Annotated in this window: 24 protein-coding genes and 1 pseudogene; 13 read left to right on the top strand and 12 right to left on the bottom strand. The window is 63.7% G+C overall.

Going from position 1 to position 25,800, the window contains the following annotated elements; all coding sequences use genetic code 11:
- Positions 1–10: 10 nt before the first annotated feature.
- Genes ilvC through leuD form a run of 4 tightly spaced genes read left to right on the top strand, consistent with a single transcriptional unit; the run spans position 11 to position 3,422 of the window.
- Complete coding sequence (ilvC, locus tag EYW42_RS06180; protein ID WP_135534380.1) at positions 11–1,063, top strand: ketol-acid reductoisomerase; 1,053 nt, start codon at positions 11–13, stop codon at positions 1,061–1,063.
- Entirely contained in the window at positions 1,056–1,325 is a 270-nt protein-coding gene (locus EYW42_RS06175; RefSeq protein ID WP_135534379.1) for a hypothetical protein, read from the top strand. Before ilvC ends, EYW42_RS06175 begins: the two co-directional genes overlap by 8 nt.
- A gap of 55 nt (positions 1,326–1,380) precedes the next feature.
- On the top strand, positions 1,381–2,799 hold the full coding sequence (gene leuC / locus EYW42_RS06170; protein ID WP_135534378.1) for a 3-isopropylmalate dehydratase large subunit: 1,419 nt from the start codon (positions 1,381–1,383) through the stop codon (positions 2,797–2,799).
- On the top strand, positions 2,796–3,422 hold the full coding sequence (leuD, locus tag EYW42_RS06165) for a 3-isopropylmalate dehydratase small subunit (RefSeq protein ID WP_135534377.1): 627 nt from the start codon (positions 2,796–2,798) through the stop codon (positions 3,420–3,422). Before leuC ends, leuD begins: the two co-directional genes overlap by 4 nt.
- Positions 3,423–3,443: 21 nt before the next feature.
- On the opposite strand, the gene EYW42_RS06160 is transcribed toward leuD, so the two are convergent.
- The 3 genes from EYW42_RS06160 to EYW42_RS06150 form a co-directional block, all read right to left on the bottom strand.
- A complete protein-coding gene (locus EYW42_RS06160) occupies positions 3,444–3,890 on the bottom strand; it encodes a RidA family protein (RefSeq protein WP_135534376.1) in 447 nt (148 codons plus the stop codon).
- On the bottom strand, positions 3,887–5,197 hold the full coding sequence (locus EYW42_RS06155; RefSeq protein WP_161972914.1) for an acyl-CoA thioester hydrolase/BAAT C-terminal domain-containing protein: 1,311 nt from the start codon (positions 5,195–5,197) through the stop codon (positions 3,887–3,889). Before EYW42_RS06155 ends, EYW42_RS06160 begins: the two co-directional genes overlap by 4 nt.
- A gap of 112 nt (positions 5,198–5,309) precedes the next feature.
- A complete protein-coding gene (locus tag EYW42_RS06150; RefSeq protein WP_135534374.1) occupies positions 5,310–5,843 on the bottom strand; it encodes a hypothetical protein in 534 nt (177 codons plus the stop codon).
- A gap of 468 nt (positions 5,844–6,311) precedes the next feature.
- Here EYW42_RS06150 and EYW42_RS06145 point away from each other — a divergent pair, with 468 nt between their 5' ends.
- The 3 genes and pseudogenes from EYW42_RS06145 (at position 6,312) to EYW42_RS19750 (ending at position 7,898) form a co-directional block, all read left to right on the top strand.
- Positions 6,312–7,292, top strand: a complete 981-nt coding sequence (locus EYW42_RS06145) for an isocitrate/isopropylmalate dehydrogenase family protein (protein ID WP_135534373.1) — start codon at positions 6,312–6,314, stop codon at positions 7,290–7,292.
- Between the two features lie 137 nt (positions 7,293–7,429).
- Positions 7,430–7,615 (top strand): annotated as a pseudogene (locus EYW42_RS06140) (twin-arginine translocase TatA/TatE family subunit); the annotation flags it as partial.
- Positions 7,616–7,751: 136 nt separating this feature from the next.
- Positions 7,752–7,898, top strand: coding sequence for a DUF7557 family protein (locus EYW42_RS19750; protein ID WP_168192963.1), 147 nt, complete (start codon positions 7,752–7,754; stop codon positions 7,896–7,898).
- Positions 7,899–7,975: 77 nt separating this feature from the next.
- Here the strand turns inward: EYW42_RS19750 and EYW42_RS06135 are convergent, their stop codons facing one another.
- The 3 genes from EYW42_RS06135 to EYW42_RS06125 all read right to left on the bottom strand — a co-directional run bounded on the left by EYW42_RS06135 (position 7,976) and on the right by EYW42_RS06125 (position 9,918).
- Positions 7,976–8,446 carry a DUF5799 family protein gene (locus EYW42_RS06135; RefSeq protein WP_135534371.1) on the bottom strand — a complete coding sequence of 157 codons (471 nt, stop codon included), beginning with the start codon at positions 8,444–8,446 and terminating at the stop codon, positions 7,976–7,978.
- 91 nt (positions 8,447–8,537) lie between these two features.
- A complete protein-coding gene (locus EYW42_RS06130; protein WP_135534370.1) occupies positions 8,538–8,921 on the bottom strand; it encodes an OsmC family protein in 384 nt (127 codons plus the stop codon).
- Positions 8,922–9,183: 262 nt separating this feature from the next.
- On the bottom strand, positions 9,184–9,918 hold the full coding sequence (locus EYW42_RS06125; RefSeq protein ID WP_135534369.1) for a metal-dependent hydrolase: 735 nt from the start codon (positions 9,916–9,918) through the stop codon (positions 9,184–9,186).
- Between the two features lie 260 nt (positions 9,919–10,178).
- Between EYW42_RS06125 and EYW42_RS06120 the strand changes: the two genes are divergently transcribed.
- Both EYW42_RS06120 and EYW42_RS06115 read left to right on the top strand, forming a co-directional pair.
- Positions 10,179–10,442, top strand: coding sequence for a hypothetical protein (locus tag EYW42_RS06120; protein WP_135534368.1), 264 nt, complete (start codon positions 10,179–10,181; stop codon positions 10,440–10,442).
- Positions 10,443–10,492: 50 nt separating this feature from the next.
- On the top strand, positions 10,493–12,544 hold the full coding sequence (locus EYW42_RS06115; protein ID WP_135534367.1) for a DHH family phosphoesterase: 2,052 nt from the start codon (positions 10,493–10,495) through the stop codon (positions 12,542–12,544).
- Positions 12,545–12,591: 47 nt separating this feature from the next.
- On the opposite strand, the gene EYW42_RS06110 is transcribed toward EYW42_RS06115, so the two are convergent.
- On the bottom strand, positions 12,592–13,932 hold the full coding sequence (locus EYW42_RS06110; protein ID WP_135534366.1) for a hemolysin family protein: 1,341 nt from the start codon (positions 13,930–13,932) through the stop codon (positions 12,592–12,594).
- Positions 13,933–14,169: 237 nt separating this feature from the next.
- Here EYW42_RS06110 and EYW42_RS06105 point away from each other — a divergent pair, with 237 nt between their 5' ends.
- Positions 14,170–15,822 carry a tRNA uridine(34) 5-carboxymethylaminomethyl modification radical SAM/GNAT enzyme Elp3 gene (locus EYW42_RS06105; RefSeq protein ID WP_135534365.1) on the top strand — a complete coding sequence of 551 codons (1,653 nt, stop codon included), beginning with the start codon at positions 14,170–14,172 and terminating at the stop codon, positions 15,820–15,822.
- 66 nt (positions 15,823–15,888) lie between these two features.
- Here the strand turns inward: EYW42_RS06105 and EYW42_RS06100 are convergent, their stop codons facing one another.
- Complete coding sequence (locus EYW42_RS06100; RefSeq protein ID WP_135534364.1) at positions 15,889–16,221, bottom strand: HalOD1 output domain-containing protein; 333 nt, start codon at positions 16,219–16,221, stop codon at positions 15,889–15,891.
- Positions 16,222–16,363: 142 nt separating this feature from the next.
- Positions 16,364–17,185, bottom strand: coding sequence for a ZIP family metal transporter (locus EYW42_RS06095; protein ID WP_135534363.1), 822 nt, complete (start codon positions 17,183–17,185; stop codon positions 16,364–16,366).
- 121 nt (positions 17,186–17,306) lie between these two features.
- Between EYW42_RS06095 and rqcH the strand changes: the two genes are divergently transcribed.
- Positions 17,307–19,412, top strand: coding sequence for a ribosome rescue protein RqcH (gene rqcH, locus EYW42_RS06090; protein ID WP_135534362.1), 2,106 nt, complete (start codon positions 17,307–17,309; stop codon positions 19,410–19,412).
- A gap of 114 nt (positions 19,413–19,526) precedes the next feature.
- Here the strand turns inward: rqcH and EYW42_RS19435 are convergent, their stop codons facing one another.
- Together EYW42_RS19435 and EYW42_RS06080 are read right to left on the bottom strand one after the other, a co-directional pair.
- Positions 19,527–19,856, bottom strand: coding sequence for an EthD family reductase (locus tag EYW42_RS19435; protein WP_161972913.1), 330 nt, complete (start codon positions 19,854–19,856; stop codon positions 19,527–19,529).
- A 671-nt stretch (positions 19,857–20,527) separates the two neighbouring features.
- The gene (locus EYW42_RS06080) at positions 20,528–21,595 is read right to left on the bottom strand and encodes a S66 family peptidase (protein ID WP_135534758.1); all 1,068 of its coding nucleotides are present in this window, start codon (positions 21,593–21,595) and stop codon (positions 20,528–20,530) included.
- Positions 21,596–22,071: 476 nt separating this feature from the next.
- Here EYW42_RS06080 and EYW42_RS06075 point away from each other — a divergent pair, with 476 nt between their 5' ends.
- Positions 22,072–22,488 carry a VOC family protein gene (locus tag EYW42_RS06075; RefSeq protein WP_135534360.1) on the top strand — a complete coding sequence of 139 codons (417 nt, stop codon included), beginning with the start codon at positions 22,072–22,074 and terminating at the stop codon, positions 22,486–22,488.
- 63 nt (positions 22,489–22,551) lie between these two features.
- Here EYW42_RS06075 and EYW42_RS06070 read toward each other — a convergent pair whose 3' ends face one another.
- A complete protein-coding gene (locus tag EYW42_RS06070; protein WP_135534359.1) occupies positions 22,552–23,334 on the bottom strand; it encodes an IclR family transcriptional regulator in 783 nt (260 codons plus the stop codon).
- A gap of 339 nt (positions 23,335–23,673) precedes the next feature.
- On the opposite strand from EYW42_RS06070, the gene EYW42_RS06065 reads away from it, so the two are divergent.
- Positions 23,674–25,734: an oxidoreductase gene (locus EYW42_RS06065; protein ID WP_135534358.1), complete on the top strand. Its 2,061-nt coding sequence runs from the start codon at positions 23,674–23,676 to the stop codon at positions 25,732–25,734.
- Positions 25,735–25,800 lie beyond the last annotated feature (66 nt).

The following is a 25,800-nucleotide window of genomic DNA, read 5'->3' as shown; positions in this document are numbered from 1 at the left end:
ACCGACACCAATGACAGAGGAATTCACCACCACGGTATACTACGACGAGGATGCGAACAGTGCGGCGATCGACGACAAGACCGTAGCGGTCCTGGGTTACGGTAGCCAGGGCCACGCCCACGCGCTCAACCTACACGAGAGCGGTGTGGACGTGGTCGTCGGCCTGCGAGAGAACTCCTCCTCGCGTGCGGCCGCCGAGGACGAGGGACTGACGGTCGCGACGCCGGACGACGCGGCGGCAGCGGCGGACATCGTCTCCGTCCTCGTGCCCGACACCGTCCAGCCCGCCGTCTTCGAGGCCATCGAGGACGAACTGGACGAGGGCGACACCCTGCAGTTCGCCCACGGGTTCAACATCCACTACAATCAGATCCAGCCCCCGGAGCACGTCGACGTGACGATGGTCGCGCCGAAGTCGCCGGGCCACCTCGTTCGCCGGAACTACGAGCAGAATCAGGGGACGCCCGGACTGATCGCGGTGTATCAGGACGTCTCCGGCGAGGCCAAGGAGGAGGCGCTGGCGTACGCCGAGGGGATCGGCTGTACCCGTGCGGGCGTCATCGAGACGACGTTCCAGGAGGAGGTCGAGACTGACCTGTTCGGCGAGCAGGCCGTCCTCTGTGGCGGCGTCACCAGCCTCGTCAAGCACGGCTACGAAACGCTCGTCGACGCGGGGTACAGTCCCGAGATGGCCTACTTCGAGTGCATGAACGAGCTGAAACTCATCGTCGACCTGATGTACGAGGGCGGGCTCGGCGAGATGTGGGACTCCGTCTCCGACACCGCCGAGTACGGTGGCCTCGTCAAGGGCGACGAGATCGTCGACGACCACGCCCGCGAGAAGATGGAGGCGACGCTCGAAGAGATCCAGACCGGCGAGTTCGCCCGGGAGTGGATCGCGGAGAACCAGGCCGGCCGCCCGAGCTACACCCAGCTTCGGCAGGCCGAGAAGAACCACGATGTCGAGAACGTCGGCGAGCGCCTGCGCGACCTGTTCGCGTGGGCCGAAGCCCAAGACGAAGCCGAGGAAACCGATAAAGAACAGGTGAGAGCAGATGACTAAAATGAACGACGTCGACCACACGCATCCGTACGACGACCGCACAGCCGGCAAACTGTTCCGACGCGGCCCCACCGTCGCGGCGGACGGAGGAAAAGCGGAGGCGGAGCCGGAAGAAACGGAAGAACAGTCTAAAAACCAGATGCGCGACGTGAGCCACGACGACCCGGAAGGCGAGGGTGCGAACCGCGTCTTCGAACGGGGCCGGGAACACACCGACGACGACGAGGACGAGGCTGTAACGGAGCACGTGACCGAAGAATGAGTTCCGATAGTCTAGCCTCGGCCGACCACACGCTCGCTGTAGCCGGGTGGTTCGCGTGAGTCAGGGCACGCTGTACGACAAGGTCTGGGAGAACCACAAGGTGACCGAACTCCCGACGGGTCAGGACCAGCTGTTCGTCGGCCTCCACCTCATTCACGAGGTGACGAGCCCGCAGGCGTTCGGCATGCTCCGCGAGCGCGAACTCGAGGTCGCCTACCCCGAACTGACACACGCGACGGTCGACCACATCGTCCCGACATCGGACCAGTCACGGCCCTACGGTGACGACTCCGCCGAGGAGATGATGGCCGAACTGGAGGAGAACGTCCGCGATGCGGGCATCGACTTCTCCGACCCGACGACGGGCGATCAGGGGATCGTCCACGTCATCGGCCCGGAACAGGGCCTCACCCAGCCCGGAACGACTATCGTCTGCGGCGACAGCCACACGTCGACACACGGCGCGTTCGGCGCGCTGGCGTTCGGTATCGGCACGAGCCAGATCCGGGACGTGCTCGCGACGGGCACCATCGCGATGGAGAAACAGAAGGTCCGGAAGATCGAGGTGACGGGAGAACTACCGGACGGCGTCGAGGCGAAAGACGTCATACTCGAGATCATCCGACGCCTCGGCACCGAGGGCGGCGTCGGATACGTGTACGAGTACGCCGGCGAGGCCATCGAGAACCTCGACATGGAAGGCCGAATGTCCATCTGCAACATGTCGATCGAGGGCGGCGCTCGCGCGGGGTACGTAAACCCCGACGAGACCACCTATGAGTGGCTCGAAGGCCGCGACGAGATCCCAGAGGGCGAGGCGTTCGAGGAGCGAACGGAGTACTGGGAGTCCATTCGCTCGGACGAGGACGCCGAGTACGACGACGTCGTCACCATCGACGGCTCCGAACTCGAACCTGTCGTCACCTGGGGCACCACGCCCGGCCAGGGCGTCGGCGTCACCGAACCGATCCCGGAACCCGAATCCCTGCCCGAGGAGAAACGAGACACCGCCCGGCGCGCCCAGGAACACATGCGCGTCGAACCCGGGGACACGATGGAAGGGTACGACATCGACGTCGCCTTCCTCGGCTCCTGCACTAACGCTCGCCTGCCCGACCTGCGCCGCGCGGCGCGCATCGTCGAAGGCCGAGAGGTCCACGACGATGTCCGCGCGATGGTCGTCCCCGGCAGCCAGCGCGTCCAGCGGGCCGCCGAGGAGGAGGGGCTGAAAGAGACCTTCGAGGCGGCTGGATTCGACTGGCGCAACGCCGGTTGTTCGATGTGTCTCGGCATGAACGAGGACCAGCTAGAGGGCGACGAAGCCTGCGCTTCCTCGTCGAACCGCAACTTCGTCGGCCGACAGGGAAGCAAGGACGGTCGGACCGTCCTGATGAACCCCCGGATGGTCGTCGCGGCGGCGGTCAACGGCGAAGTCACTGACGTCCGCGACCTGAAGGAGGTGACCTCCGCATGAGCGACGACATCGAAATCCCCGAGGTCAACTACGTCTCCGGGTCCGGCGTCCCGATCCGCGGCAACGACATCGACACCGACCAGATCATCCCGGCGCGGTTCATGAAGGTGGTCACGTTCGACGGCCTGGGCCAGTTCTCGTTTTTCGACTTGCGGTTCGACGAGGACGACAACCAGAAGGACCACCCGTTCAACGAGGAGCGCTACCAGGACGCGAACGTCATGGTCGTCAACGCCAACTTCGGCTGCGGGTCGTCCCGCGAGCACGCTCCGCAGGCGCTGATGCGCTGGGGCATCGACGCGATCATCGGCGAGTCGTTCGCGGAGATATTCGCTGGAAACTGCCTTGCGCTCGGCATCCCGACAGTTACGGCCGATAGCGAGACTATCGAGGCGCTGCAGGACTGGGTTGACGAGAATCCCGACGGCGACATCGAGGTCGACGTCGAGGCCGAGACGGTGACGTACGGAGAGACGACCGTCGACGTCACCGTCGACGACGCCCAGCGGAAGGCGCTGGTCGACGGCGTCTGGGACACGACCGCGCTGATGAAATCGAACGAGGAGGCGATCCGCGACACCGCGGAACGACTGCCGTACGTCGAGGACGGCAAGCGCGTCTGAGTTAGCTGCGCCTGCGACCGTTCACTTTTCTTCCCCGGCTATCGTCTCGACGGTCCACCCGTCGTCGGGGATCGTCGCCGTCGCGTCGAGTTCGAGAACCGCTCCCGAAACAGGTATTGCTGGTGTCTCGACCACACACCCTGCCGGATAGTGGGGCCGGTCGACGAACTCGGACTGCACCTCTTGAACGGTCCCCCGCGTCGACGGAGAGTACACCCCCGTCTCGACGTACCAGCGTAGCTTGACGAGGTCGTTCGGGGTGCCGTCGAGGTCGTCGAGCATCTTCTCGACGAGGCCGAACAGTTCGCGAGTCTGCTCGCGAACGTCGCCCTCCGGATAGACGAGCCCGTTACACTCGACGTGAATGCAGTCCTCGAGATGGGTCGCGACCGCCAGGGAGGTCTGCGGTTCGTCCAGTTCGTCGGACTCTATCGTACCCTGACCGGGTGCGATGACCGTCTTCTTCATCGGTCGTTCGCCACCTCCGTGGCGTCGAGTCCCCGTTCGAGATAGTCAAGCACCGTCGGCCACGAGTCCGCTGCCGCGTGTGCGGTCCCACGCGGCGTGCCACCGCCCTTCTCGAAGCCCGTCGTCGGAACGTACGGTACCGAGATGAGGTGGCCCGCGTCGTCGTAGGTTCGATGAGCGTACTCGTGCGGGAAATCAGCCTCTTTCAGACGCTCCAGCGCGATATTCGACAGTCGTCTCGCGTCCCAGAGCCGGTCGTCGCCGCCCGAGAGTAGCAGAACCGGCCCCTGCGTCTCCTCGACCGCGATAGACGCGGCGTCGACTGGTTCGTCTTCCAGTCCCGCCCGGATCGTCTCCCGCGGGATGTCCTTGCCTTCGAGGTGCGGGACGGCCTCGCCGCCGTCGACCCAGCCGGGTTCGCCGCTCGGCGTGTCCCACGCGACGCCGCTTCCGGCGTAGGAGACGACCGCCCCGACCCAGTCGCGGCGCGCACCCAGCAGGAGTGCGAGCTCGCCGCCGCGGGACCCGCCGACGACGCCGAGTCGGGCGTCTTTCACCGCCGGTTGCTCGCGGAGCCAGTCCGCCGCCTCGTCGAAGTACGCCAGCGGGATACTTCGGTGGTCGTCGGGGATCGCATCGTCCTCGCCGAAGTACTGGACCGCCAACGTAGCGTACCCGTGCGAGGCGAGTAGCTGTACGGTTCGGACCGGTGTCTTGCCGCCGGATCCGTGTAGCGAGAGCACGCCCGAATGCGGGCCGTCACCCGCCGGTTCGTAGAGCGTGCCGACGAGGCCGTCGCGTTTGACGGGCCGCGACGTGATCCCGTCGTCGTACAGTTGCCGGGTGATGGTTCGCTTGGCGTGACGCTCGCCGCTCGCCGCTCGCAGGTTGACCGTGACCGCGGGATCGGTGTTCAGTTCGGGCATCAGCGCGTCGGCGTCGGTCGTCATGGACCACAGCCAGCCCATCGGATCGAGGCCGTCGTAGGTTCCGTTTTCGGGCGAGCGTTCGGTCAGGTCGACGACGCCCTCCGCGTCCGCGGTAAACGTCGCCCGGGAGCGCCACTCGACGCCGTCGTCGTCGACCAGCGCCGCCTCGAACTCGACCGTCGCGTTCGGGGTCGCACCCGTTATCCTGACGGTGATCGGTTCGTCGTTCGGGCTGGTCGCTGGCGCTCGTATTGCGAAGCCGGTAGTCGTGCTTGAACCGTCGGTCGTGCGTGAACTGTCGGACGTGCTTGAGTCGTGAGGCGGATTTGAGTCGCCAGTCACACTTGAGTCGCCGGTCGCACTTGAGTCGCCAGTCACACTCGGATCGTGTCGTGCAGATCGGTCGGACATAGCTGTTGCTGTCTGTTGGGTTTGGTCGCGTTCGGTGCCGCGTGTCGCTGGTCGCGGTGTGTGTCTGCGAAGGGGTCGGTCAGTCGACGAACAGTCGCACGTCGTCGCTCGGGGGTGCGTCGTCGTCCAGCAGGTCAGCAGGGACGGTGTCGTGCCACTCGACCGTCCAGGATTCGTCGCCGTCGACGGACGCCTCGGTGTACTCGTCGGCGGGGGTCGCCGAGAAGACGAGATGGGTGGTCTCGTCGAAGGGGTCGTCCTCGCCCTCGACGACGTGTTCGGCGTGTCGAACGCGTTCGACCCCGGTTATCTCGACGTCGATACCCGCCACGTCGGCGACCTCTTCCTTCGCGGCGGCGACGTAGTCGCCGTCGGTCTCGACCTTCGGGCTCGGCAGGACCGCAGCGCCCGCATCGCGGTCGACGATGATCAGAGTCTCCCCCTCCTCGTTCGTCACGCCGACGATGGCTCGTCCCGCGTAGTCGGCCTCGCAGTGGTCCTGCTCCGGGTGGGGGAAGCTGTCAGTGACTTCGTCGATAGCTTCGCGGTCGCTGAACGCGGTGGGGTCGGTCACTGATTCGAGTGCGTCGTCTGCTGTCGTTCGGTCTTGCATGTATGGATCTGTGTCGCGATGGTTGGGTGCCAGTGCGGTTTCGGTCGGGTGTCGGTGCAGTTTCGATCGGGACCCGATCTCTCGGATGGGTGTTTTCCGGCGTCTCTCCCCGAAAGCGGCGCGTGGATGGTCGGCCAATGGGACGGAACGGGCTGACCGATGGCGGTGACGGGTCGGTTTCGGTCGCATCCTCACGATACGGATACGGTTCAGAGTGCGCCGTTACTGGGGTCAAACGTCGGAACAGAATATACTGGGAACCGATACAAGAAGCTACCGATTTAATTCCGCGCGGCGTCTCTACTTAATAATTCGTTCCCCGGGGATAAATAGCTTGGGGTGGTTGTTGAGGTGTTCAGCGGCTACACCGTTCGGCACGCCCGGCGGCCCCGCGAACCAGCGGCCGAACTCTGGAGAAGTCCTACCGGTACCGAATCCCTTTCCAACCACCGCTACGTTTCGGTAGCTATGACTCACCAGATCGCCGTCATCCCCGGCGACGGTATCGGACAGGAAGTGACGCCCGCCGCAGTCGACGTACTAGAGGCGCTGGCCCCCGACTTCGAGTTCGTCGAGGGCGATGCCGGCGACGCCGTGAAAGCAGAGACCGGAGAGGCGCTGCCGCAGGACACCCGAGATATCGCCGCGAACAGCGACGCAACGCTGTTCGGCGCAGCGGGCGAGACGGCGGCGGACGTCATCCTCCCGCTCCGCGACGTGGTCGGCTCTTTCGCGAACGTCCGCCCGGCCGTCTCGTACCCCGGACTCGACGCCGTCCAGCCGGATACCGATATCGTGTTCATCCGCGAGAACACGGAGGGTGTCTACTCCGGTATCGAGAGCGAGATCGCCGACGGCGTGACGACGCTCACTCGCGTCGTCACCGAGGACGCGTCCCGCGACATCGCCGAGTTCGGCTTCGACTACGCCGCGGCCAACGGCTACGATGATGTCACCGTCGCCCACAAGGCAAACGTAATGCGCGAGACGGACGGGTTGTTCCTCGAAACGGCCGAGGCCGTCGCCGAAGAGCGCGACGCGGCGTACGACACCGCGCTGATGGACGCGCTGGCGATGCATCTCGTCATGCATCCTGAGGAGTACGGCGTCGTCATCTGTCCGAACCTCGCCGGCGACATGCTGTCGGACCTCGCGGCGGGGCTCGTCGGCGGACTCGGTCTCTTGCCGAGCGCCAACGTCGGTTCGGAGAACGCGCTGTTCGAACCGGTCCACGGCTCCGCGCCGGACATCGCGGGGAAGGGCATCGCTAACCCTTCGGCGATGATCCTTTCGGCTGCGATGCTGCTCGACCACCTCGGATACGGTGACGAGGCCGACCGCGTGCGCGCCGCCGTCGAGGGCGTTCTCGACGAGGGGCCGCGAACACCGGACCTCGGCGGCGACGCGACTACGTCGGACGTCACAGAGGCAGTGATCGACCGCCTCTGAGCGTAGCTCTCCGGCGCTGACGACATCGAGACCGCTGGTAACGGTGGCCGTTCTGCAGGCGGTCGTTCCCGCGGAGTCGGAACGACGAGAAAATATTACTATTCTCGCACCTAACACTCGAACAGGTGTACTACACGATGCCAGTAGCAACACCGCTGTTCGCGCCCGGCGGCCTCGAACTCGTCGCAGTACTGCTGCTCGTCGGCCTGCTGTTCGGCGCAAAGAAGATCCCGAAACTCGCACGGTCAAGCGGCGAAGCCATCGGCGAGTTCAGGAAAGGGCGCGAGAAGACCAGACAGGAACTGGAAGAACTCCGCGACGAGGACTAACGCCGTCAGTCCGTCCGTGTCGACGCGAGCGGACGCACGTCCGGAGACGCCGTTACCTGACGCACTGACGGCCCGTCACCTGACGCACTGACGGCTCATGTTTAAGCCGTTTGCGTGCGTTGGTTCTGCCATGCCAAAGGTCGATCTTGACGAGGAAACCGTCGAGCGGTTAGACGCGCTTCGCGTCGACGACGAATCCTACGACGAACTCGTCAACGAACTCATCAACATCTACCAGGCCGAGGAGCTGACGCTGTTTCGGTCGGGCGACGGCTAGAGCGGCGATTAACAGTCGTTTCACCCTCGATCACCCGTATGCAGGCGATCGATGGGTAAACCGTTTCGATGGCTACTCTACCCCTGCGCAGCCGTCCGGACCTCCTCCCACTTCCCCTTCTGTTCGAGGTGCGCCTGTAACTCGTCGGCGTACTCCTGTGCCAACGTTGCGGCGGCTTCGGCGCGTTCACCGTCTCCGCCGCTCTCGCCGCCGCCAAGACCGAGCGCGTCCTTGATTCCGGAGAGAAACCCCTCTGATGATCCCGAGCGAGCGCCGCCGCTGGGACCGCCACCGCCGCCTGCGCCCATCCCGCCCATCTTCGAACGGGCCTCTTCGATCGCCGGCATCACCTGATCGATGTTGTCGGTAACGGCGACGATGCGCGCCGCTTCCGGGTCGCCGGGGTTCTCTATGTCCAGTTCGACGGCGGTCATGATCATCCCCCACTCCTGGTTCGAGAACCGGGAGTTCTGAACGTGCCGAGAGAACTCCTGATCGACCGCCATTCGGTCGCCGACGATACGGTCGGTCCACTCGCTGTCTGTCATACCAGTCGATTAGTAACAAAGCGGTATCAGGGTTTCCCCCGCTGTACGCCGTTATGCGGTCGGAAACCGCCAGGAAACCGGCGAACCGACTTTAGCGGATCGAAACTTCGGCCTTGAGGTCGCCTTTGACGGCGTCGCCGACCTTGCACAGTTCGTCCGCTCGCTCGATGATCGCTTCCTTCTTGTCGTCGTCTACGTCGGCGTCAGTCGTGACGTCGAACGATACTGATTCGAGTTTGTCGTCGTCGTTGAGGTCGCCTGTCGCGTCGATTTCGATGCGACCCAGGTCGCCGGCGTCGCGTTGCTCGGCTCCGACGCGGAGAGCGGGAACGTAACAGGAGGCGTACGCCGCGAGCAGGGCCTCCAGCGTGTCCGGTGCTTCCTCGCCGGTTGCGTCCACGGTCGTCTCGAAATCGCGGATCTGATTCGTCGTGCTGTACCCCTCTTCGGAGACGCTGTGGACTTCTTTTGCCATTGCAACTGCAACATCAACGGCCGGTGTCGTAAGCGTTGCTCACTCGGAAAATACGACGGACCCACAGGATGGCACCGAGACCCTCCGGCGGTGACACACCCTGCGTAGAGGGGACCGACCGAGGGAACGCCGAGGAGCGGAACTCGCCTCGACGGGAAAGAACGGCCGCATGTCGCCGTGTACAACGGCGTAAAGCAGGACGCGGGCGTAGACGCCGCCGACCAATCTGGCGGAGATCCGCAGTCGGGTACAGCCGTCGGTATCAGTACCCTTCGCTCAGGTCGAACGTCTCGTCGCCGTCCAGCACGTGGGCCTCGGCGTCGCTACCGGTTCCTTTGACCTCGTTGACGAAGTCGTCGGTATCTATCTCGATCGGCGGGAACGTGTCGTAATGCATGGGGAACGCGTGGTCGACGTCCAGCCAGTCGACGGCGATGGCGGCCTGCATCGGTCCCATCGTGAAGTGGTCGCCGGCCGGGACGGCGGCTGCGTCCGGTTCGAGGTGCGGGCCGATAACGTCGCGCATCTCCGTCATCAGGCCGGTGTCGCCCGCGTGGTAGAACGTCTCGCTCTCCTCGTCCGAAACCTGCGTGGGTTTCGTGTCGCTGATGACGTAGCCGACGGGCGGACCGGCGGAGTACTCGTAGCCAGTGTTGATGCCGCTCGTGTGGTCGGCGCGGTGCATCGTCACGTACGCGTCGCCGCACTCCACGGTGCCGCCGAGGTTCATCCCCATCCCGCCGACGGCGTCCTCGAAGCCGAACTCGTCCTCGGCGAACGCGGCGAGTTCCGGTACCGCGACCAGCGTTGCGTCGGAAAAGTGACCCGCGTCGCCGACGTGGTCCGCGTGGCCGTGCGTCAGCAGGACGTAGTCGGGTTGCTCGACGTCCGACGGGTCAAGCGACGTGTGCGGGTTGTCGAAGAACGGGTCGATCAAAAGCGACGTTTCACCGACTTCGACGTGCCACGTGGCGTGGCCGTGCCAGGTCAGTTCCATAGTCGTCCGGACATACGTCCGAACTGCACTTAAACGTGGGCGGAGCGAACCCTGAAACGCGGACGGAGAAACCGGAGACAGTGGTTGTTTGCGGTAGACGGGCGCGAACGACCGGAGTCTGCCACTCGACACGTGTGAACACGGATCTACCTGCCGATACGTATTACCCACCGACACGTGTGAACGACGACGGCGAACTGATTCTGCTTCCGGCGGTTTTCGTGCGTACCGTTTTAGCGATGTCTCCCCAACGGTCTCTCGTGCTAACGCTTCAACTGGACGATTTCATGGTCGAACTGAAAGACGGCGCTATCAAGAACGTCGGTCCGTCGAACAAGTCCGCCTCGGCGAAACTGTTCGACGTGACCGACGCGGAGGCAAGGGAGTTCGGGGACAAGCGCGTCAAACTGGTCTTCGAGGACGAGGACGGAAACGAGGTGCAAGTGGCGCTGTTTCCGGAGGACGTACGATCGATAGTCGACGACGTGGAGGCGCTGGAGGACGATAGCCCGGTTTTCGAGTAGCGAGTTCGTTTCGACAACCGTTTTAGGCCAGGGATATTTATCTCTGTCAAATGGGTACCTGTATCATCTGCGGTACGCCCGCCGACGGGCGGATCTGCAGTAGCCATGAAGAAGACGTCCTCTTCGAATTCAGAGGCGACAGTGCAGACGAACTGACCCCCGGCCGCTACTACCGCGGCACCGTCGACGGCTTCGCCGAATTCGGCGTGTTCGTCGACGTCGGTGACAGCGTCACCGGCCTCCTCCACAAGAGTGAACTCGACAAGCGCCTGGAGAGTCTCGACTGGGACTCGGGCGACACCGTCTACGTCCAGGTGACGGACGTTCGAGACAACGGCAACGTCGACCTTGGGTGGTCGATCCGACAGGGCGAAGACGAGTTCCGCGGAACGCTCGTCGACGACCCCCACGCCGATGCGCCGGAGGCGAGTCCGACGGGAAATGAAGACGCGGCCGCAGAGCCCTCAGGAGGCGGTGCGGCCGCAGCGAGCGCCAGTGCGGTAGCGACGACCGACTCGGTCGAAGACGAGGCCGAGACCGAAGCGACCGACGAGGAACCCGAATCGGACCCGTCGCGGGTCACGATCGAGTCCCTCTCGGAGCGGGTCGGTGACAGCGTCCGGATCGAGGGAGAGGTCGCCGGCGTTCGACAGACCTCCGGTCCCACGGTGTTCGAACTCCGCGACGAGACCAGCACGGTCGAATGTGCCGCGTTCAAGGAGGCCGGCGTCCGGGCCTACCCCGACGTCGAAACCGACGATCACGTCCGCCTCGACGGCGAGGTCGAACTCCGACGCGACGAACTGCAGGTCGAAACCGAATCGCTGGTCGTCCTCGACGACGAGGAGGCCGCCGCCGTCGACGAGCGGTTGACGGCCGCGATGACCGACCGCGCCCGCCTGGGCGAAGTCAACCTGCTCGCCGCCGACGACCCCGCCGATACCGTCGAAACCGCGATCGGCGACGCCGCCGAGGCGGTCCGGCGCGCCGTCTTCGAAGCGCGACCCGTCATCGTCCGCCACAGTGCGACGGCTGACGGCTACGCCGCCGGTGCCGCGATCGAGCGTGCGGTCCTGCCGCTCGTCCGCGATGAACACGTCAAGGCTGACGCCGAGTACCACTACGTCGAACGCCGTCCGCTCGACGGCGAAGTGTACGACATGGACGCCGCGACGAACGACGCTACCCAGATGCTCGAAGCGCAGGAGCGACACGGCGAGAAGCTCCCGCTCGTCGTCCTCGTGGACGCCGGTAGCACCCTGGAATCCAGCGACGGCTACCGCCTCCTCGACGTGTACGGCGCTCACCGCGTCGTCGTTGACGCCAGCCATCCCGACGACGATATCGTCGACGACGTCGATACCATCGTCAACCCCGGTCTGGCCGACGGTGACACCGACGACAACCTCACCACTACGGCGCTCGCCGCGAACGTCGCCGCGCACGTCCGCGACGACATCCGCGACGACCTTCGACACCTGCCGGCGGTGAGCTACTGGGGCGACGCACCCGAACAGTACGCCGCCCTCGCCGACGAGGCCGGCTACGACGAGACGGCCCTCCGAGAGCGGCGCGAGGCCATCGCACTGGAGGCGTACTACCAGTCCTACGACGACAAGCGCGAACTCGTCGCCGACCTCCTGTTCGGGCAGGCCGAGGCTCCCGGCGATGCGGAGAGCCTCGCCGCCCACGTGAGCGAGCAGTTCCGAGAGAAGTTAGACACCGAAGTCGAAACGGCCGACCGGAACCTCTCGGTCCGCGGCGAGAACGGCGTCACCTTCGCCGTCCTCGACACCGACGACTTCACCCACCGCTTCGACTTCCCGCCGACGACGCTGCTACTGGACGAACTCCACCGTCGTCGCCGAGACGACGCCGACGAACCGTTCGTCACTCTCGGTGCAGGTGACGACGAGATCCACCTCCGCAGTACCCAGGCAGTCGACGTTCGCGCCGTCGCCGAGACGGCGAGCGAGTACGCCGACGATGCCGGTATCTCCGTCGTGGGCGGCCGCGACGGCCATCTCGAATTCCTGACCGGCGAGCGCGACGAAGTCCTCGACGGCGTCGTCACCGCCGTCGCCGAAGAACTGGGCGAATAGACGCCACCGCGTTTTCCGTCGTTCTCTCCGAACAGCGGCGACGCCGGCTACTCCGACTCGCTCGTCGCCTCGCTGTCGGGCTCTTTCTCTCGAACGACGACCTCCGAGATCCGAACCCCGTCTAACCCATTGACCTTCAGGTCGTAGCCGTTCATCGTGATCCGGTCGCCGATCTCCGGAGCGCGGCCGAGTCGGTCCAGCACCAGTCCGCCGATCGTTCCGACCTCGTCGGCCTCGAACTCGGTGTCCAGTGTCTCGTTGACCTCGGCGATCGTCACGCCGCCGTCGATGGCGTACGTCCCCTCGCTGCGACGGTCGATCGTCGGTTCGCGCTCGTTTACGTCGAACTCGTCCCTGATGTCGCCGACGATCACTTCCACGACGTCTTCGACCGTCGCGATCCCTTCGAACGACCCCCACTCGTCGATCACGGCGGCAATCTGGGTCTGTTCGGTCTGGAACTCGGTCAGGAGGTCGTTGACTCGCCCGGTCTCCGGAACGACGGGGATATCGCGCGCGAGGTCACCGGCCGTGACGGCGTCCCCGTCGACGGAGTCGATCGCCCGCAGAACGTCCTTGACGTCGACGAATCCGGTTATCTGTTCCCCGTCCGCCTCGATGACCGGGTATCTGGTGTGTCCCGCCTCGGTTATCAGGGTGCGTAGGTCGGACAGGGGGAGGTCGGCGGAGACGGTCACCACGTCCGGCCGCGGGACCATGACCTCGCGGACGGAGGTGTCGTCGAGTTCGAAGACATGCTCGATCATCTCGACCTCCTCTCTGTCGATGTGGCCTTCCCGTCCGGAGCGAGTCAGCACCGTTAGTATCTCCTCTTCCTGAAGCGTCTCGTTCGTCTCGGACGCTGGCGAGACGCCGACCATGCGGGTGAAGAAGTTCGCCGTACCGTTGAACACCACGATACCGGGGACAAACAGGAAGTAGAAGAACTTCATCGGCGGCGAGACGAGCAAGGCGATCCGCTCGGCTCTCGCGATCGCGATAGTCTTCGGCGCGAGTTCACCGAAGACGACGTGTAGGAACGTGATGAAGCCGAACCCGACCGCGAACGCGACGAGGTGAACGGCTGACGACGGCAGGACGGGAGCGAGGACTGGTTCGATGAGCGCCGCTACGGCCGGTTCCCCGATCCAGCCGAGGCCGAGGGAAGCGATCGTGATCCCGAGTTGGGTGACCGCGAGGTAATCGTCGAGGTTCTCGAGGGCGTCCTGCAACGTGTCCGCGCCCGCTCTCCCCTCTTCGACGAGCATATCCACGGCCGTCGACCGGACCCGAACGTAGGCGAACTCTGCGGCCACGAAGAACCCGTTCAGAAGCACCAGCAACAACGCGCCCAAGAGACGCGCTGCCGAGAACAGGACGTCTACCATCCGCGTCCGCTCCGGGAACGAGCCCGCAGTGGTGTCGAGCCGATCCGCGTACCTTCCGCCGGGGTTCGGGAGGTCGTTTCTCTTGTGGCTACGACGCAGAACGGAGCGTCATCGTCTCGTGGGGGGACGACGTTCATGATCCAGGATACGCAGTGAAATCACAAAACGGTGATGACATGATACGCCCGTCTCCCCCGAGCGACACGCTTAACCGCTCGACGGAGCCATTTATCCACAATGAGTATCGAGTCGGACGCCACCGAGTCGGACGCGTTCGAGCGTGTCTGCGAGGAGTTGGTCGACCGCATCCTCGAAGGCGACCTGGAACGCGACGACGTCGAGAAGGCGAAACTGGAGGTCTGCTCGGAGCACTCTTCGCCGAAGGTGCCGAAGAACTCCGAGATCCTCGATTTCGCTCCCCAGGAGCGCCGCGAGGAACTCGAATCGGTGCTACAGCGCAAGCCGGTCCGGACGGCGTCGGGCGTTTCACCCGTCGCCATCATGACGAGCCCGCACAACTGCCCGCACGGGAAATGCCTCTACTGTCCAGGCGGTCCCGACTCGGAGTTCTCCAGTTCGCAGAGCTACACCGGCAACGAACCCGCCGCCGCTCGCGGCGTACAGAACGATTACGACCCGTACGGACAGGTCCGCCTCCGCCTGGAGCAGTTACGGGAGATCGGCCATCCTGTCGACAAAGTGGAGCTAATCCTGATGGGCGGGACGATGACCGCCCGGAGCCACGACTACCAGGAGTGGTTCGTCAAGCGGGCGCTACAGGCCATGAACGAGTACGACGTGGACAAACAGCCCGAACCCGCCCAGGGCGAAAGCTTCGCTCAGGAACCCGAGGAGTACGACTTCGAGTACGTCGAGGACGTGATCGCCCGCAACGAGACGGCCGACGTCCGTAACATCGGGACGACGTTCGAGACGAAGCCCGACTGGTGCGACCAGGAGCAGATAGACCGGATGCTCCGCCTGGGCGGGACGAAAGTCGAGGTCGGTGTCCAGACCACCTTCGAACGGATCAACCGCGAGATGCACCGGGGCCACGGCGCACAGGCCTCTATCGATGCCAACCGCCGCTTGCGCGACGCCGCGTTCAAGGTCGGATTCCACATGATGCCGGGTCAGCCAGGCATGACCGAAGAGATGTGTCTGGAGGACTTCCGGCGACTGTTCGAGGACGAGAAGTGGAAGCCTGACTACCTGAAGATCTACCCGACTCTGGTCGTCCGCGGAACCCAGACGTACGACATGTGGCACAACGACGAGTACGACCCCCTCGGCAACGAACAGGCGGCGGAACTGGTCGCCGAGATCAAGTCGATGATCCCCAAGTACACGCGCCTCCAGCGGGTCCAGCGGGACATTCCCGCGGACTTCATCGACGCCGGCGTCTGGAAGTCCAACCTCCGGCAACTCGCCCGGAAGAAGATGGACGAACACGGCTGGACCTGCGACTGCATCCGCTGTCGCGAGGTCGGCATGAACGACGAAGCCCCGGAGGACGTCGAACTCGACGTGACGACGTACGAGGCCGGGGGCGGGACGGAACACTTCATCAGCTACGAGGACCCCGACAACGACCTGTTGATCGGTTTCTGTCGTCTACGGTTCCCCGGGAACACCCAGCGCGAAGAACTGCACGACGCCGCGCTCGTCCGTGAACTCCACGTGTACGGACCGATGGTAGAGGTCGGAAACGAGAGCTACGACTGGCAGCACAAGGGGTACGGCCGGAAACTCCTCCGACGGGCCGAGGCCATCGCGGCCGACGCCGGCTACGAGAAGGTGAGCGTTATCAGCGGTATCGGCGCGCGGGAGTACTACCGCGAGAAGTTGGGCTACTATCAGGACGGGCCGTACGTTAGCAAACGACTGTAGCGTCCGAGAGCGACCCGAGCGGTCGGGCACGCGGACTAGGCCGAGAAGCAGCGGTGGGACCGTCTTTCACCGCACGTTGTTACCCCCGCTGGCCGCCTCGCCCGGCGCTCCGACGACGACGCGGCCGTCGCCGTGTATTGTCACCGAACACTCGTTCAAGCGGAGCGTTAGGGTCGCCCCCGAGCGCTCAGCCCCGCCGTGTCTGTTCTCGAAGATGGTGTTTAACGCGTCAGGGTCGACCGCCTCGTTCAACGGATCTATAGCGGTCGGTTCGACGTTTCTGATGGCGGCGACGGCAGTGACCACTGTCGAACTGAGCGAATCGTCTTCGTCCCAGTCGTGATAGACTACGTAGGTGTCTCCGTCGGAGTCGGGAGTGTCCCTATCCGAGTCTCTCATCTGCCGTCGTCCTCACCGTTCCGGGGTGCCATCCGATCGGTGACCGGTTCTTGCAGCCACACGTACAGAACGGTGTTGCGAATACGGATAAGGATTATGTCTAATTAATTTGAACTGGAAAAATCGCGTCCGTGCGGGCCGTTCATACCGTAAACGTCGTATCGATAAACGTCATCACGGCGAACCCCGCGATGAACGTCAGCGTCGCAGCGTCTGCGTACCCGTGCGCGTGGCTTTCAGGGATCATCTCGCGGAAGATGACGGCCATCATCGCGCCCGCTGCGACGCCCGCGGCAAGTGGGAACGCATCGACGACGAACTCGACGAGCAAAAACCCGATGACGGCGGCGACCGGTTCCGGCACGCCGCCGGACAGCGTGGTAAACAGCACGGTCTTGGCCTTCGAGACGCCCGCCTGACTCGCGGGGACAGCCATCGCGAACCCGTCGGGCACGTTCTGGACGGCGATGGCGGCGGCGATAGCGAACCCGATCCCTTCCTGTCCGCTGGCGAAGGCGATGCCGACGGCGAGGCCCTCTGGGATGTTGTGGATCGTGATCGCGCTGCCGACCAGCATCGCCTTCCGCATCTTGTCGTCGATGTCCGGTTCCTTCGGCACGTCGACGACCGCTTCGGCATCTATCGGGGTCGCGTCTTGTCCCTTGCCTTCGCCGCGTTCCCGCCCGAACAGGAGGTGGATGTGCGGGACGAGTCGATTCGCGCCGAGGAGGAACAGCCCACCGCCGGCGAGGCCGACAAGTACCTCCGTCATCGACCCGAGTTCCAGTCCCGGGACGACGAGGGTAAACACCGCCGCACCGAACATGATCCCGGCGGCGAACCCGAGCGCCGAGTCGTACATTTTGTGACTGATGCGGGAAGTGACGAGGACTGGAAGCGCGCCGATGCCGGTGGCGCTTCCCGCCAGAAGGGCGACCGTGACGACTTCGCCGAGCGACGACATGGGAACGGCAACGCATCGCCCCGGTAAAAAACCCGCGTGGCGGCCGGTCTGACAGTGATCCGAGGCGATACCGGGAGAGCCGATCGGTCAGCCTTTTCCCGCGGCCACGAGAAGAACGGACATGGAGCAAAAGCGGGAACTGACGAGCGTCGACCTCGCGGCCCTCGTCGGCGAACTCGGGAGCTACGAGGGGGCGAAAGTCGACAAGGCCTACCTCTACGGCGACGATTTCTTGCGCCTCAAGATGCGGGATTTCGACCGCGGGCGGGTGGAGCTGCTGGTGGAGGTCGGAGACGTCAAGCGCGCACACGTCGCGGATCCGGACAACGTACCGGACGCGCCGGGGCGGCCGCCGAACTTCGCGATGATGCTGCGAAACCGGTTGTCCGGCGCTGATTTCGCGGGCGTCGAGCAGTTCGAGTTCGACCGGATTCTGGAGTTTCACTTCGAGCGCGGGGACGAGAACACGACGATAATCGCCGAACTGTTCGGCCCCGGCAACGTCGCCGTTCTCGACGCGAACGACGAGGTCGTGGATTCGCTCGACACCGTCCGTCTCAAGTCCCGGACCGTCGCGCCGGGTTCGCAGTACGAGTTCCCCGATTCACAGGGGAATCCCTTGCGGATGGACTTCGAACAGTTCGCCGCGTCGATGGACCAGTCGGATTCGGACATCGTGCGGACGCTCGCGACGCAGTTGAACCTCGGCGGCCTGTACGCGGAGGAGCTCTGCTCCCGCGCAGGCGTCGAGAAGGGGACGGACATCGCCGACGCGACGGAGGAGCAGTACGAGGCGCTGTTCGACGCCGCGGAGCGCCTCCGCGAACAACTCGAAAACGCCGAGCTCGACCCCCGGATCTACGAGGAAGACGGACAGGACGTCGACGTGACGCCGTTCCCGCTCAGCGAGTACGAAGGCCTCGACAGCCGTTCGGCCGACACGTTCAACGCGGCCGTCGACGAGTACTTCTACGAACTCGACCGCTCGGACGACGACGACCAACCCGCGGTCGACGACTCGCCCGACTTCGAGTCCGAGATAGAGAAAAACGAGCGTATTATCGAACAGCAACAGAACGCGATCCAAGGGTTCGAGCAACAGGCACAGGAGGAACGGCAACGGGCCGAACTCCTCTACGAACGCTACGGTCTCGTGGACGACGTGCTTTCGACGGTACAGGACGCCCGCAAGCGCGACACTTCGTGGGAAGAGATCGCGGACACCTTCGAAGACGGTGCGGACCGGGGCATCGAGGCCGCCGAGGCAGTCGTCGACGTAAACGGCGACGAGGGAACGGTGACCGTTCGCCTGGACGGGACCGACGTGGAACTCGACGCCAGCGAGGGCGTCGAACACAACGCCGACCGCCTCTACACCGAGGCGAAACGCATCGAGGAGAAGAAAGAGGGCGCGCAGGCCGCGATCGAGGACACCCGCGAGGCGTTAGCGGAAGTCCGCGAACGCAAAAAGCAGTGGAAGCAAAGCGACGACGAGGGCAACGAGGGGACCGAGGACGAGGAAGAGACGGAAGACATCGACTGGCTTTCGCGGCCCTCGATCCCGGTCCGGCGCTCAGAACAGTGGTACGAGCGGTTCCGCTGGTTCTACACGAGCGACGACTTCCTCGTCATCGGCGGCCGCGACGCCGACCAGAACGAGGAACTCGTCAAGAAGTACCTCGAACCCGGCGACCTGTTCTTCCACGCGCAGGCCCACGGCGGCCCCGTCACGGTGATCAAGGCGACGGGGCCGAGCGAGTCCGGGAAAAACGTCGATATCCCCCAGCAGAGCAAAGACGAGGCGGCCCAGTTCGCGGTTTCGTACTCCTCGGTGTGGAAAGACGGGCGCTTCGCCGGGGACGCGTACATGGTCACCCCGGACCAAGTGAGCAAGACGCCGGAGAGCGGCGAGTTCCTGGAGAAGGGCGGATTCGCCATCCGCGGCGACCGCACGTACTTCCGTGACGTTGCGGTCGGCGTCGCGGTCGGCATCACCTGCGAGCCCTCGACGCGGGTGATCGGCGGGCCGCCGTCGACCATCCGCGACCAGGCCGAGACGTGGGTCGAGGTGGAACCCGGCCAGTACGCGCAGGCCGACGTGGGCAAGAAGCTGTACCGCGAGTTCCGCGAACGCTTCGAGGACACGTCGTTCGTCCGCAAGGTGGCCAGTCCCGACCGGATCCAGCATTTCCTCCCTCCTGGCGGCAGTCGAATCTCGGAGGACTGACGCCGGTCGGAGACGGACACCTGTCGCTCACACTCGTCGCCGTCCGTTGGGGTGTCGGCCTCAGAAGCGCCACCGTCCGTTGCCCGCCGCTGTCGATGAGCGCTTACGGGAAGTTCACTCGGACCGGTCGAGATACGTCGTTTCCTCGCCGACGGCGACCATTTCGGTCGCGTCCATGTCGAGAAACGAAGCGGCATCGTCCTGGACGCGGCTGCCGGCGTCAGAGCCGAACGCTTCGTCCATGGCCGCCGGACTTTCGAAGTGAAGCTGAGCGACGTAGTCGACGCCGCTACGGTCGGGGTCGAAGGGAATAGAGTACGTGTACGTCTGGACGCCGTCCATCTCCTCGACGAGCGGCGCGTGTTCGGTTTCCATGTACTCGATGCACTCCTCGTGTGACGAACCGTCCTCGCGTTGTGCCAGAATGACCATTTTGGCTGCCATACCGTCAGATCGATCCTCGACCGTACTGAAACTACGGGTATTTCGTTTGCGACCGACCGAGTTGATCGACACCTCGGTTCCGACGGAGCGACCGACGCCTGCGAGACGAGTTTCGACCCAGTGACCGACTGCTGGTTCAATAGTAATATTAATTATCACTATCAAGAAATACCAGTATATACGGATTCGAATTCTCGTGTCTTCTCTATACATAGCGTCTCGAAACGAACCCGAGAGGGACCTGGCTAGCGCGGCAGTCACTGCCTGTACTAGTAGAGCATCCACGGCGATTCATCGCCGAAAAGCACGGAATATTCTACCGATAGAGCGATCGTTGTTGTGGACGGAAAAGAAGCTAAAGCGCCCATAGTGGTTTCAAAACCGCGATTATGTGCGAATCCCTCCGGCAGAGATGATGCCGCAGAATATCTGATATCATCCACGGAGACGACGTGGCTACGGTCGTCCCGAACATCGCTGCCGCTGGGACCTATGCCGTCGCGGGGGAACGGCGAGAGCAATACACGGACGTTCAAAACTCACTATTATAAAAATAAAATATATTATTGGAATCAGACCAATATGGCTGACGAACGATATTCCTGCCGAACGTCACGCGGTTCGTGTCGTGTCTCGACACCGCGCGCTCGCGGCCGGAAATTCCGCTGGGTTCAGCCGTCCCGTTCCGGGAACGTCACGGCCTCGGCCTGCGGGTCGACGCTTACCTGGCCGCCGACCGGGAGCGGGACGACGGGATTCGTATGGCCCCAATCGAGTCCCAGAACGACCGGTGCGTCGGGGTTGTATCGCCCGACCTCGTCGACGATGGCGTCGTACACCCGCCGTCGGTAGGACTCGCGTTCCTCGCGCGGCGGTTCTTCGAGGTAGCTTCGGCCCGGCGGCCGACCGACGAGAACGGCCGAGAACCGTCCGAGGAGGCCGCGTTCGCCCAGACACATCAGCGTGGCGGCGATTTCGGACGGACTTGGGATCGTCTCGGCCATCTCGAACGCGAGAACGGCACCGTCGAGGTCCGCTGGGTCGGGGAGATACCGATCGGTCGCGAGCTGCCACTCGATGATCGCGCGAGAGCCACCCCAGATCCGTCCTTCGGCCGGTTCCGCGCCGCCCGCCCACCGCCATCCGGGGTTCGACTCGTACGTGGGCGGCGTCTCCAGTTCGTCGGGGTTCGTCCACCAGGTGCTCGGTTCGTCAGTCCACTCGGCGGAGGGCTCTAGGCTTCCGAGGGAGTCCTCGAAGAACGCCCGTCGGCAGTATCGCTCGGTGTAGTCGGGGAGTTCGCCGGGGACGGCGAGTTCGTTCATCAGTTGCGCCCCGTTGTAGGAGACGATACCGGCGTTCCACAGCGCGAGCGAGAGGTTAGTGTTGTCGCTCATCCCGAAGAAGCGGGTCGGGTTTTTGCGGAGGACCGCCGTGTCCAGATGTCGCAGTATCCGCAACTGGTCCCAGCCGCCGATAGTCGCGAAGACGGCCCGGATGTCGGGGTCCCGGAACGCGTCGTGGACATCTGCTGCGCGGGCCCGCGGATTGGCAGCCAGAAACTCGTCGCTCTGACGAGCCGTCGGGTAGACGACCGGGTTGAGGTCGAACGTTGACCGGAGTCGTTCCAGCGCGAGTTCGAAGACGTGCGGCGCGTTCCGCGCGCCGCCGCTAGAGGGCGCGATAACGGCCACCGAATCTCCGGGCGACAGCGCGGGTGGAGTGTCGAACTTCATCAGGCCATACGTTACCACGCTCGTAAAAGGGGTTTTCGACGGTGTGGGACGAAATCACAAGTTGTGACACAGTCGACGAAGGGTCCCTGCTCGCCGTCGCCGCGCTATAGGGGCATTGCGGAACAGTACGCGTGGGTTCGTGGATATATTCGGAAGGCTCGAATGAAATAGAACTTTCTATCCGTTTTACTGATCTAATCGTACCGCGATCGTTCTGGCCTGGAACACGCGGGGAGAACCTTAGCCGGACGTGTTCGGTACATATCACGGGAGAGACCGATTCCGGCTGTATTCGAGGCTACCCCGGCCAGTCCGTCGGCATAGCGGCGGCTACTGCTGTCCGAGTAATTCGAATATAAAGTACCCGAACGGTCCGATCCCGAGAAAAGGTTACAGTTCTACCTCTGTAAAACCGGCTGCGAGCGAAAGGCGGCCTGTTCGAAGAGTATTTGCCCGTGACAACCTCAAAACCAGATACGATGGCACTCAGCGCAAACCATTACGGCATTACGGTGTCCGACCTCGACCGCGCTGTCGAATTCTACCGCGACGCCGTCGGACTGGACGAAATCGACCGGTTTTCCGTGTCGGGCGAAGCGTTCGCGACCGGCGTCGGCGTCGATGGTGCTTCAGGGGATTTCGTGCATCTCGATGCCGGCGAGACTCGGGTCGAACTGGTCGAGTACGGCCCGACAGACGAGAACGCTACCGCCGAGAACGTCACCCAGGCCGGCGCGAAGCATCTGGGACTCTCCGTTTCGGACCTGGACGCGTTCTACGACGAGTTACCGGACCGCATCGACACGGTGAGCGAACCGCAGACGACGGAAAGCGGCACCCGGATACTGTTCCTCCGCGATCCGGAGGGTAACATGGTCGAAGTTCTGGAAGCCTGAATCGCCGTCGAGACGCCGCGGAGAATCCGGCGAGAGAGGTGATGGCCGAACTGTCCCTGACCGTTACGATTCGGCGTAGCTGAGGTTGATCTCGATCTCGTTGGTCACGCCGAGGAGCCGTTCGGGGAGTTCCTCGGTGAGATACGTTCCCTTGACACGGTTCGAGGGTCCGGAAACGCTGATCGCGGCGATCGCTTCCCCGTCGCTATCGGTTATCGGTGCGCCGACGGCGTTGAGTTTCGGTATCGACTCGCCGCGGTTGAACGCGACCCCTCGCTCCCGTATGCTCGCGAGTTCGTCGAACAGTTTGTCCCTATCAGTGATCGTCGCTTCTGTTTCAGCGGGAAGCCCGTACTCGTCGGCGATCGAACGCACGCGCTCTTCCGAAAAGGACGCCAGAATTGCCTTGCCTGCGGCGAGTTGGTGGAGATACCCCTGATTACCTTCGCGCGCGGGCGTCCGCACCGAGCGCGCCCCAGTCGCGCTGAACAGGTGGACGCTCCGACCGCGTTCGTGGGTTATCAGCCACACTTTCTCGCCTGTCTCGTCGGCTAACTCCTCGACTCTGTCTTTCCCTTCGTGAAACACCGACTGTTGGTCCCGAGCGTAGATCCCGAAATCAAGCGTCCGGAGGCCGATACGATATCCGTCGTCCCCTTCCACTACGAAATCCAGGTTCTCCAGCGTTTTGAGGTGGCGGTGGACGGTGCTTTTCGCCATGTCGAGTTCGTCCGTCAGTTCGGGTAGCGTCGCCCCGTCCCGTCCCTTGATGAGTTCCAGGATCCCGACAGCGGTTTCGACCGTCTTGACCGGGCGGCGTTGACCGGTCCCCGAATCTGTCGTCATAGGTAACCGATCGTTTTCCTCTTGCATAAGTCTATTCGAATTACTTGAACTTTGATCCGGTCGTTCTCGGGTGTTCGAATGTGAATTCCGCGTCTGTACACTCTGCTTCGTTCGCTCTGACAGGTGCCGTATCAGCAGTATCGAGCGATATACTTTCCTTCCGAACGCCTTTGGTAGTCTGATCTGTTTCGTTTCCGTTCTCTCATCCGCCCCTGTTCGTCCGTATTATTCGAATATACTGGTGCCGTGTCCTTGTCTCTCTATCCGGCTCCGTCTCATTGATGACTGTTGCCGTGTCCCAAACTACTATTAAAGATCGTCGTGGAATCTCGAACGATTATGGACAGTGATCAGGCGGTATTAGCCGACGATACCCCCAACGAACACGAGTTCGAGGAACTCTTCGAATCCACGTCTATCGGGAACGTCGATCTCCGGAACCGGTTGATGATGACCGGACACACGACGAACTACGCCAGCGGCACGGAGATAACGGACAAACTGATCGATTACTACGTCGAACGCGCGAAAGGCGGTATCGGTCTCATCGTGATGGCCTATCTCGCCAACCATCCGTCGTCGATGAGCGGGAGCGCGATCTGCGGGTGGGACGGCGAGACGATGGCCCCGCAGCTACGGGAACTGACGGACGCGGTTCACGACGAGGGTGCGAAGATCATCTGCCAGAACCTCCACTACGGCAGACAGATAACGAGTCTCCAGTCCGAGCAACCGGTGCTCTCGGCGAGCGACATCCCCGGCCCTGTAAACGGGGAGATGCCCCACGAACTGACTTCCGACGAGATCAGTGAGATCGTCGACGCGTACGCACGTACGTCCGAAGTGATTCAGCAGGGTGGCTTCGACGGCGTGGAGATCCACTCCGGCTACGGCGGCTACTTCCTCTCGCAGTTCATCTCGCCGTACTCCAACGACCGCGACGACGAGTACGGCGGGAGTCTCGAAAACCGACTTCGGGTCGTCCGCGAGACGCTCGATGCGACGCGGGAGCGCGTCGGTGACGACTTCGTCGTTGGACTGCAGATCAACGCGAAGGATTTCGCACCTGGCGGGATGGATGTCGACGAGTACACCGAAGTCGCTCGCCGACTCGCGGCCACCGGACAGGTCGACTATCTGGTCGTGAAAGCGGGGACGTATCTCAGACAGGATTACATCATCCCCGATATGCAACACGAACAGGAGTTGTACGCGCCGCTGGCGAACCAGATCGCCGAGACCGTCCAGTCCGATTATCCGGATGTCACTGTCGCGACGGTCGGGCGAGTCACTGACCCGCGAGACGCGGACCGTCTCCTCGCGGAGGGGAGCGTGGATCTCGTCTCGATGACCCGCGGTCACATCGCCGACCCCGCTATCGCGAACAAAGCGAAGGAGGGCCGACTCGACGAACTCATCGAGTGTATGGGATGCAACCAGGGATGCATCGAACGCATCTACGACGGTGCGGAGTGTCGATGCGTCCTCAACCCGGCGACGGGGTTCGAGGACGAACTCGGAATGGGGACGCTCTCACACACCGATGACCCGAAGTCCGTCCTCGTCGTCGGCGGCGGTCCGGGCGGGATGAAAGCCGCGGAGGCCGCCGCGCGGATGGGACACCGGGTGACGCTGTACGAGCGCGACGACGAACTCGGCGGGCAGGTCCGGTCGGCGAAGGAGATATCCAACCGCGAGGAGTTCGAGAAACCGATCATGTGGCTGGAGACGGCGCTGGAGCGAGAGGACGTGACGGTCGAAACCGGAACCGAAGTGACAGCGGAGCTAGTAGAGGAGCAGGACCCTCACGCAGTCGTCGTCGCGACGGGATCCAGCCCGCCTGATTTCCCCCGCGGCTACCGGAGTTTCGGGACTAGACGAGCGGACGTTACGGGGTGGGACGACGCGAGGATCCTCCACAGTCCCGACGTTCTCGGCGAAGGGGACGGCGCTGCGAGCGACCCCGGCGACCGCGTCGTCGTCGTCGATGACGGCGAACACCACTGGAAAGGTATCGGGACGGCGAAGACGCTCGCCGAAGACGGGTGCGACGTCCACTTCGTCATGCCGGGCGCGGAACCGGCGAGCGATCTGACCGGGCCGACCAAGTCGAAACTCCACGCGGATCTGTTCTCGCTGGACAACCCGGTCGACCTCCACACGTTCGCGACGGTGAGCGAGATCGAGTGGCCCGATGTCCTGTTAGAGGAACAGGGGCAGTCGGTGCGGATCGACGGGGTCGACAGCGTCGTCCTCGCGGGCTTTCACCGTGCGAACGACGACCTCTGGCGTGCACTCGACGACCGCCGCGTCGAGATCATCGGCGACGCGGCCGCGCCGCGAACGATCATGGAAGCGATCCACGAGGGCGAACGCGCTGTTCGAGAAATGTTGAACTAACACCACTATTGGGTTGGAAAACCTGGGCAATTTTCCATATGGACGTATACTCTGGCCTGATAACGG

Origin of the sequence: Halostella pelagica (genome assembly GCF_004762015.1) — an archaeon.
Lineage (GTDB): Archaea > Halobacteriota > Halobacteria > Halobacteriales > Natronoarchaeaceae > Halostella > Halostella pelagica.
This window is presented reverse-complemented; position numbering and strand designations above follow the sequence as displayed.

Coding starts and splice junctions, on each gene's coding strand:
- ilvC (WP_135534380.1), top strand. CDS start 11: ATGACAGAGGAATTCACCACCACGGTATACTACGACGAGGATGCGAAC.
- EYW42_RS06175 (WP_135534379.1), top strand. CDS start 1,056: ATGACTAAAATGAACGACGTCGACCACACGCATCCGTACGACGACCGC.
- leuD (WP_135534377.1), top strand. CDS start 2,796: ATGAGCGACGACATCGAAATCCCCGAGGTCAACTACGTCTCCGGGTCC.
- EYW42_RS06160 (WP_135534376.1), bottom strand. CDS start 3,890: ATGAAGAAGACGGTCATCGCACCCGGTCAGGGTACGATAGAGTCCGAC.
- EYW42_RS06150 (WP_135534374.1), bottom strand. CDS start 5,843: ATGCAAGACCGAACGACAGCAGACGACGCACTCGAATCAGTGACCGAC.
- EYW42_RS06145 (WP_135534373.1), top strand. CDS start 6,312: ATGACTCACCAGATCGCCGTCATCCCCGGCGACGGTATCGGACAGGAA.
- EYW42_RS19750 (WP_168192963.1), top strand. CDS start 7,752: ATGCCAAAGGTCGATCTTGACGAGGAAACCGTCGAGCGGTTAGACGCG.
- EYW42_RS06135 (WP_135534371.1), bottom strand. CDS start 8,446: ATGACAGACAGCGAGTGGACCGACCGTATCGTCGGCGACCGAATGGCG.
- EYW42_RS06130 (WP_135534370.1), bottom strand. CDS start 8,921: ATGGCAAAAGAAGTCCACAGCGTCTCCGAAGAGGGGTACAGCACGACG.
- EYW42_RS06125 (WP_135534369.1), bottom strand. CDS start 9,918: ATGGAACTGACCTGGCACGGCCACGCCACGTGGCACGTCGAAGTCGGT.
- EYW42_RS06115 (WP_135534367.1), top strand. CDS start 10,493: ATGGGTACCTGTATCATCTGCGGTACGCCCGCCGACGGGCGGATCTGC.
- EYW42_RS06110 (WP_135534366.1), bottom strand. CDS start 13,932: ATGGTAGACGTCCTGTTCTCGGCAGCGCGTCTCTTGGGCGCGTTGTTG.
- EYW42_RS06105 (WP_135534365.1), top strand. CDS start 14,170: ATGAGTATCGAGTCGGACGCCACCGAGTCGGACGCGTTCGAGCGTGTC.
- EYW42_RS06100 (WP_135534364.1), bottom strand. CDS start 16,221: ATGAGAGACTCGGATAGGGACACTCCCGACTCCGACGGAGACACCTAC.
- EYW42_RS06095 (WP_135534363.1), bottom strand. CDS start 17,185: ATGTCGTCGCTCGGCGAAGTCGTCACGGTCGCCCTTCTGGCGGGAAGC.
- rqcH (WP_135534362.1), top strand. CDS start 17,307: ATGGAGCAAAAGCGGGAACTGACGAGCGTCGACCTCGCGGCCCTCGTC.
- EYW42_RS19435 (WP_161972913.1), bottom strand. CDS start 19,856: ATGGCAGCCAAAATGGTCATTCTGGCACAACGCGAGGACGGTTCGTCA.
- EYW42_RS06075 (WP_135534360.1), top strand. CDS start 22,072: ATGGCACTCAGCGCAAACCATTACGGCATTACGGTGTCCGACCTCGAC.
- EYW42_RS06070 (WP_135534359.1), bottom strand. CDS start 23,334: ATGACGACAGATTCGGGGACCGGTCAACGCCGCCCGGTCAAGACGGTC.
- EYW42_RS06065 (WP_135534358.1), top strand. CDS start 23,674: ATGGACAGTGATCAGGCGGTATTAGCCGACGATACCCCCAACGAACAC.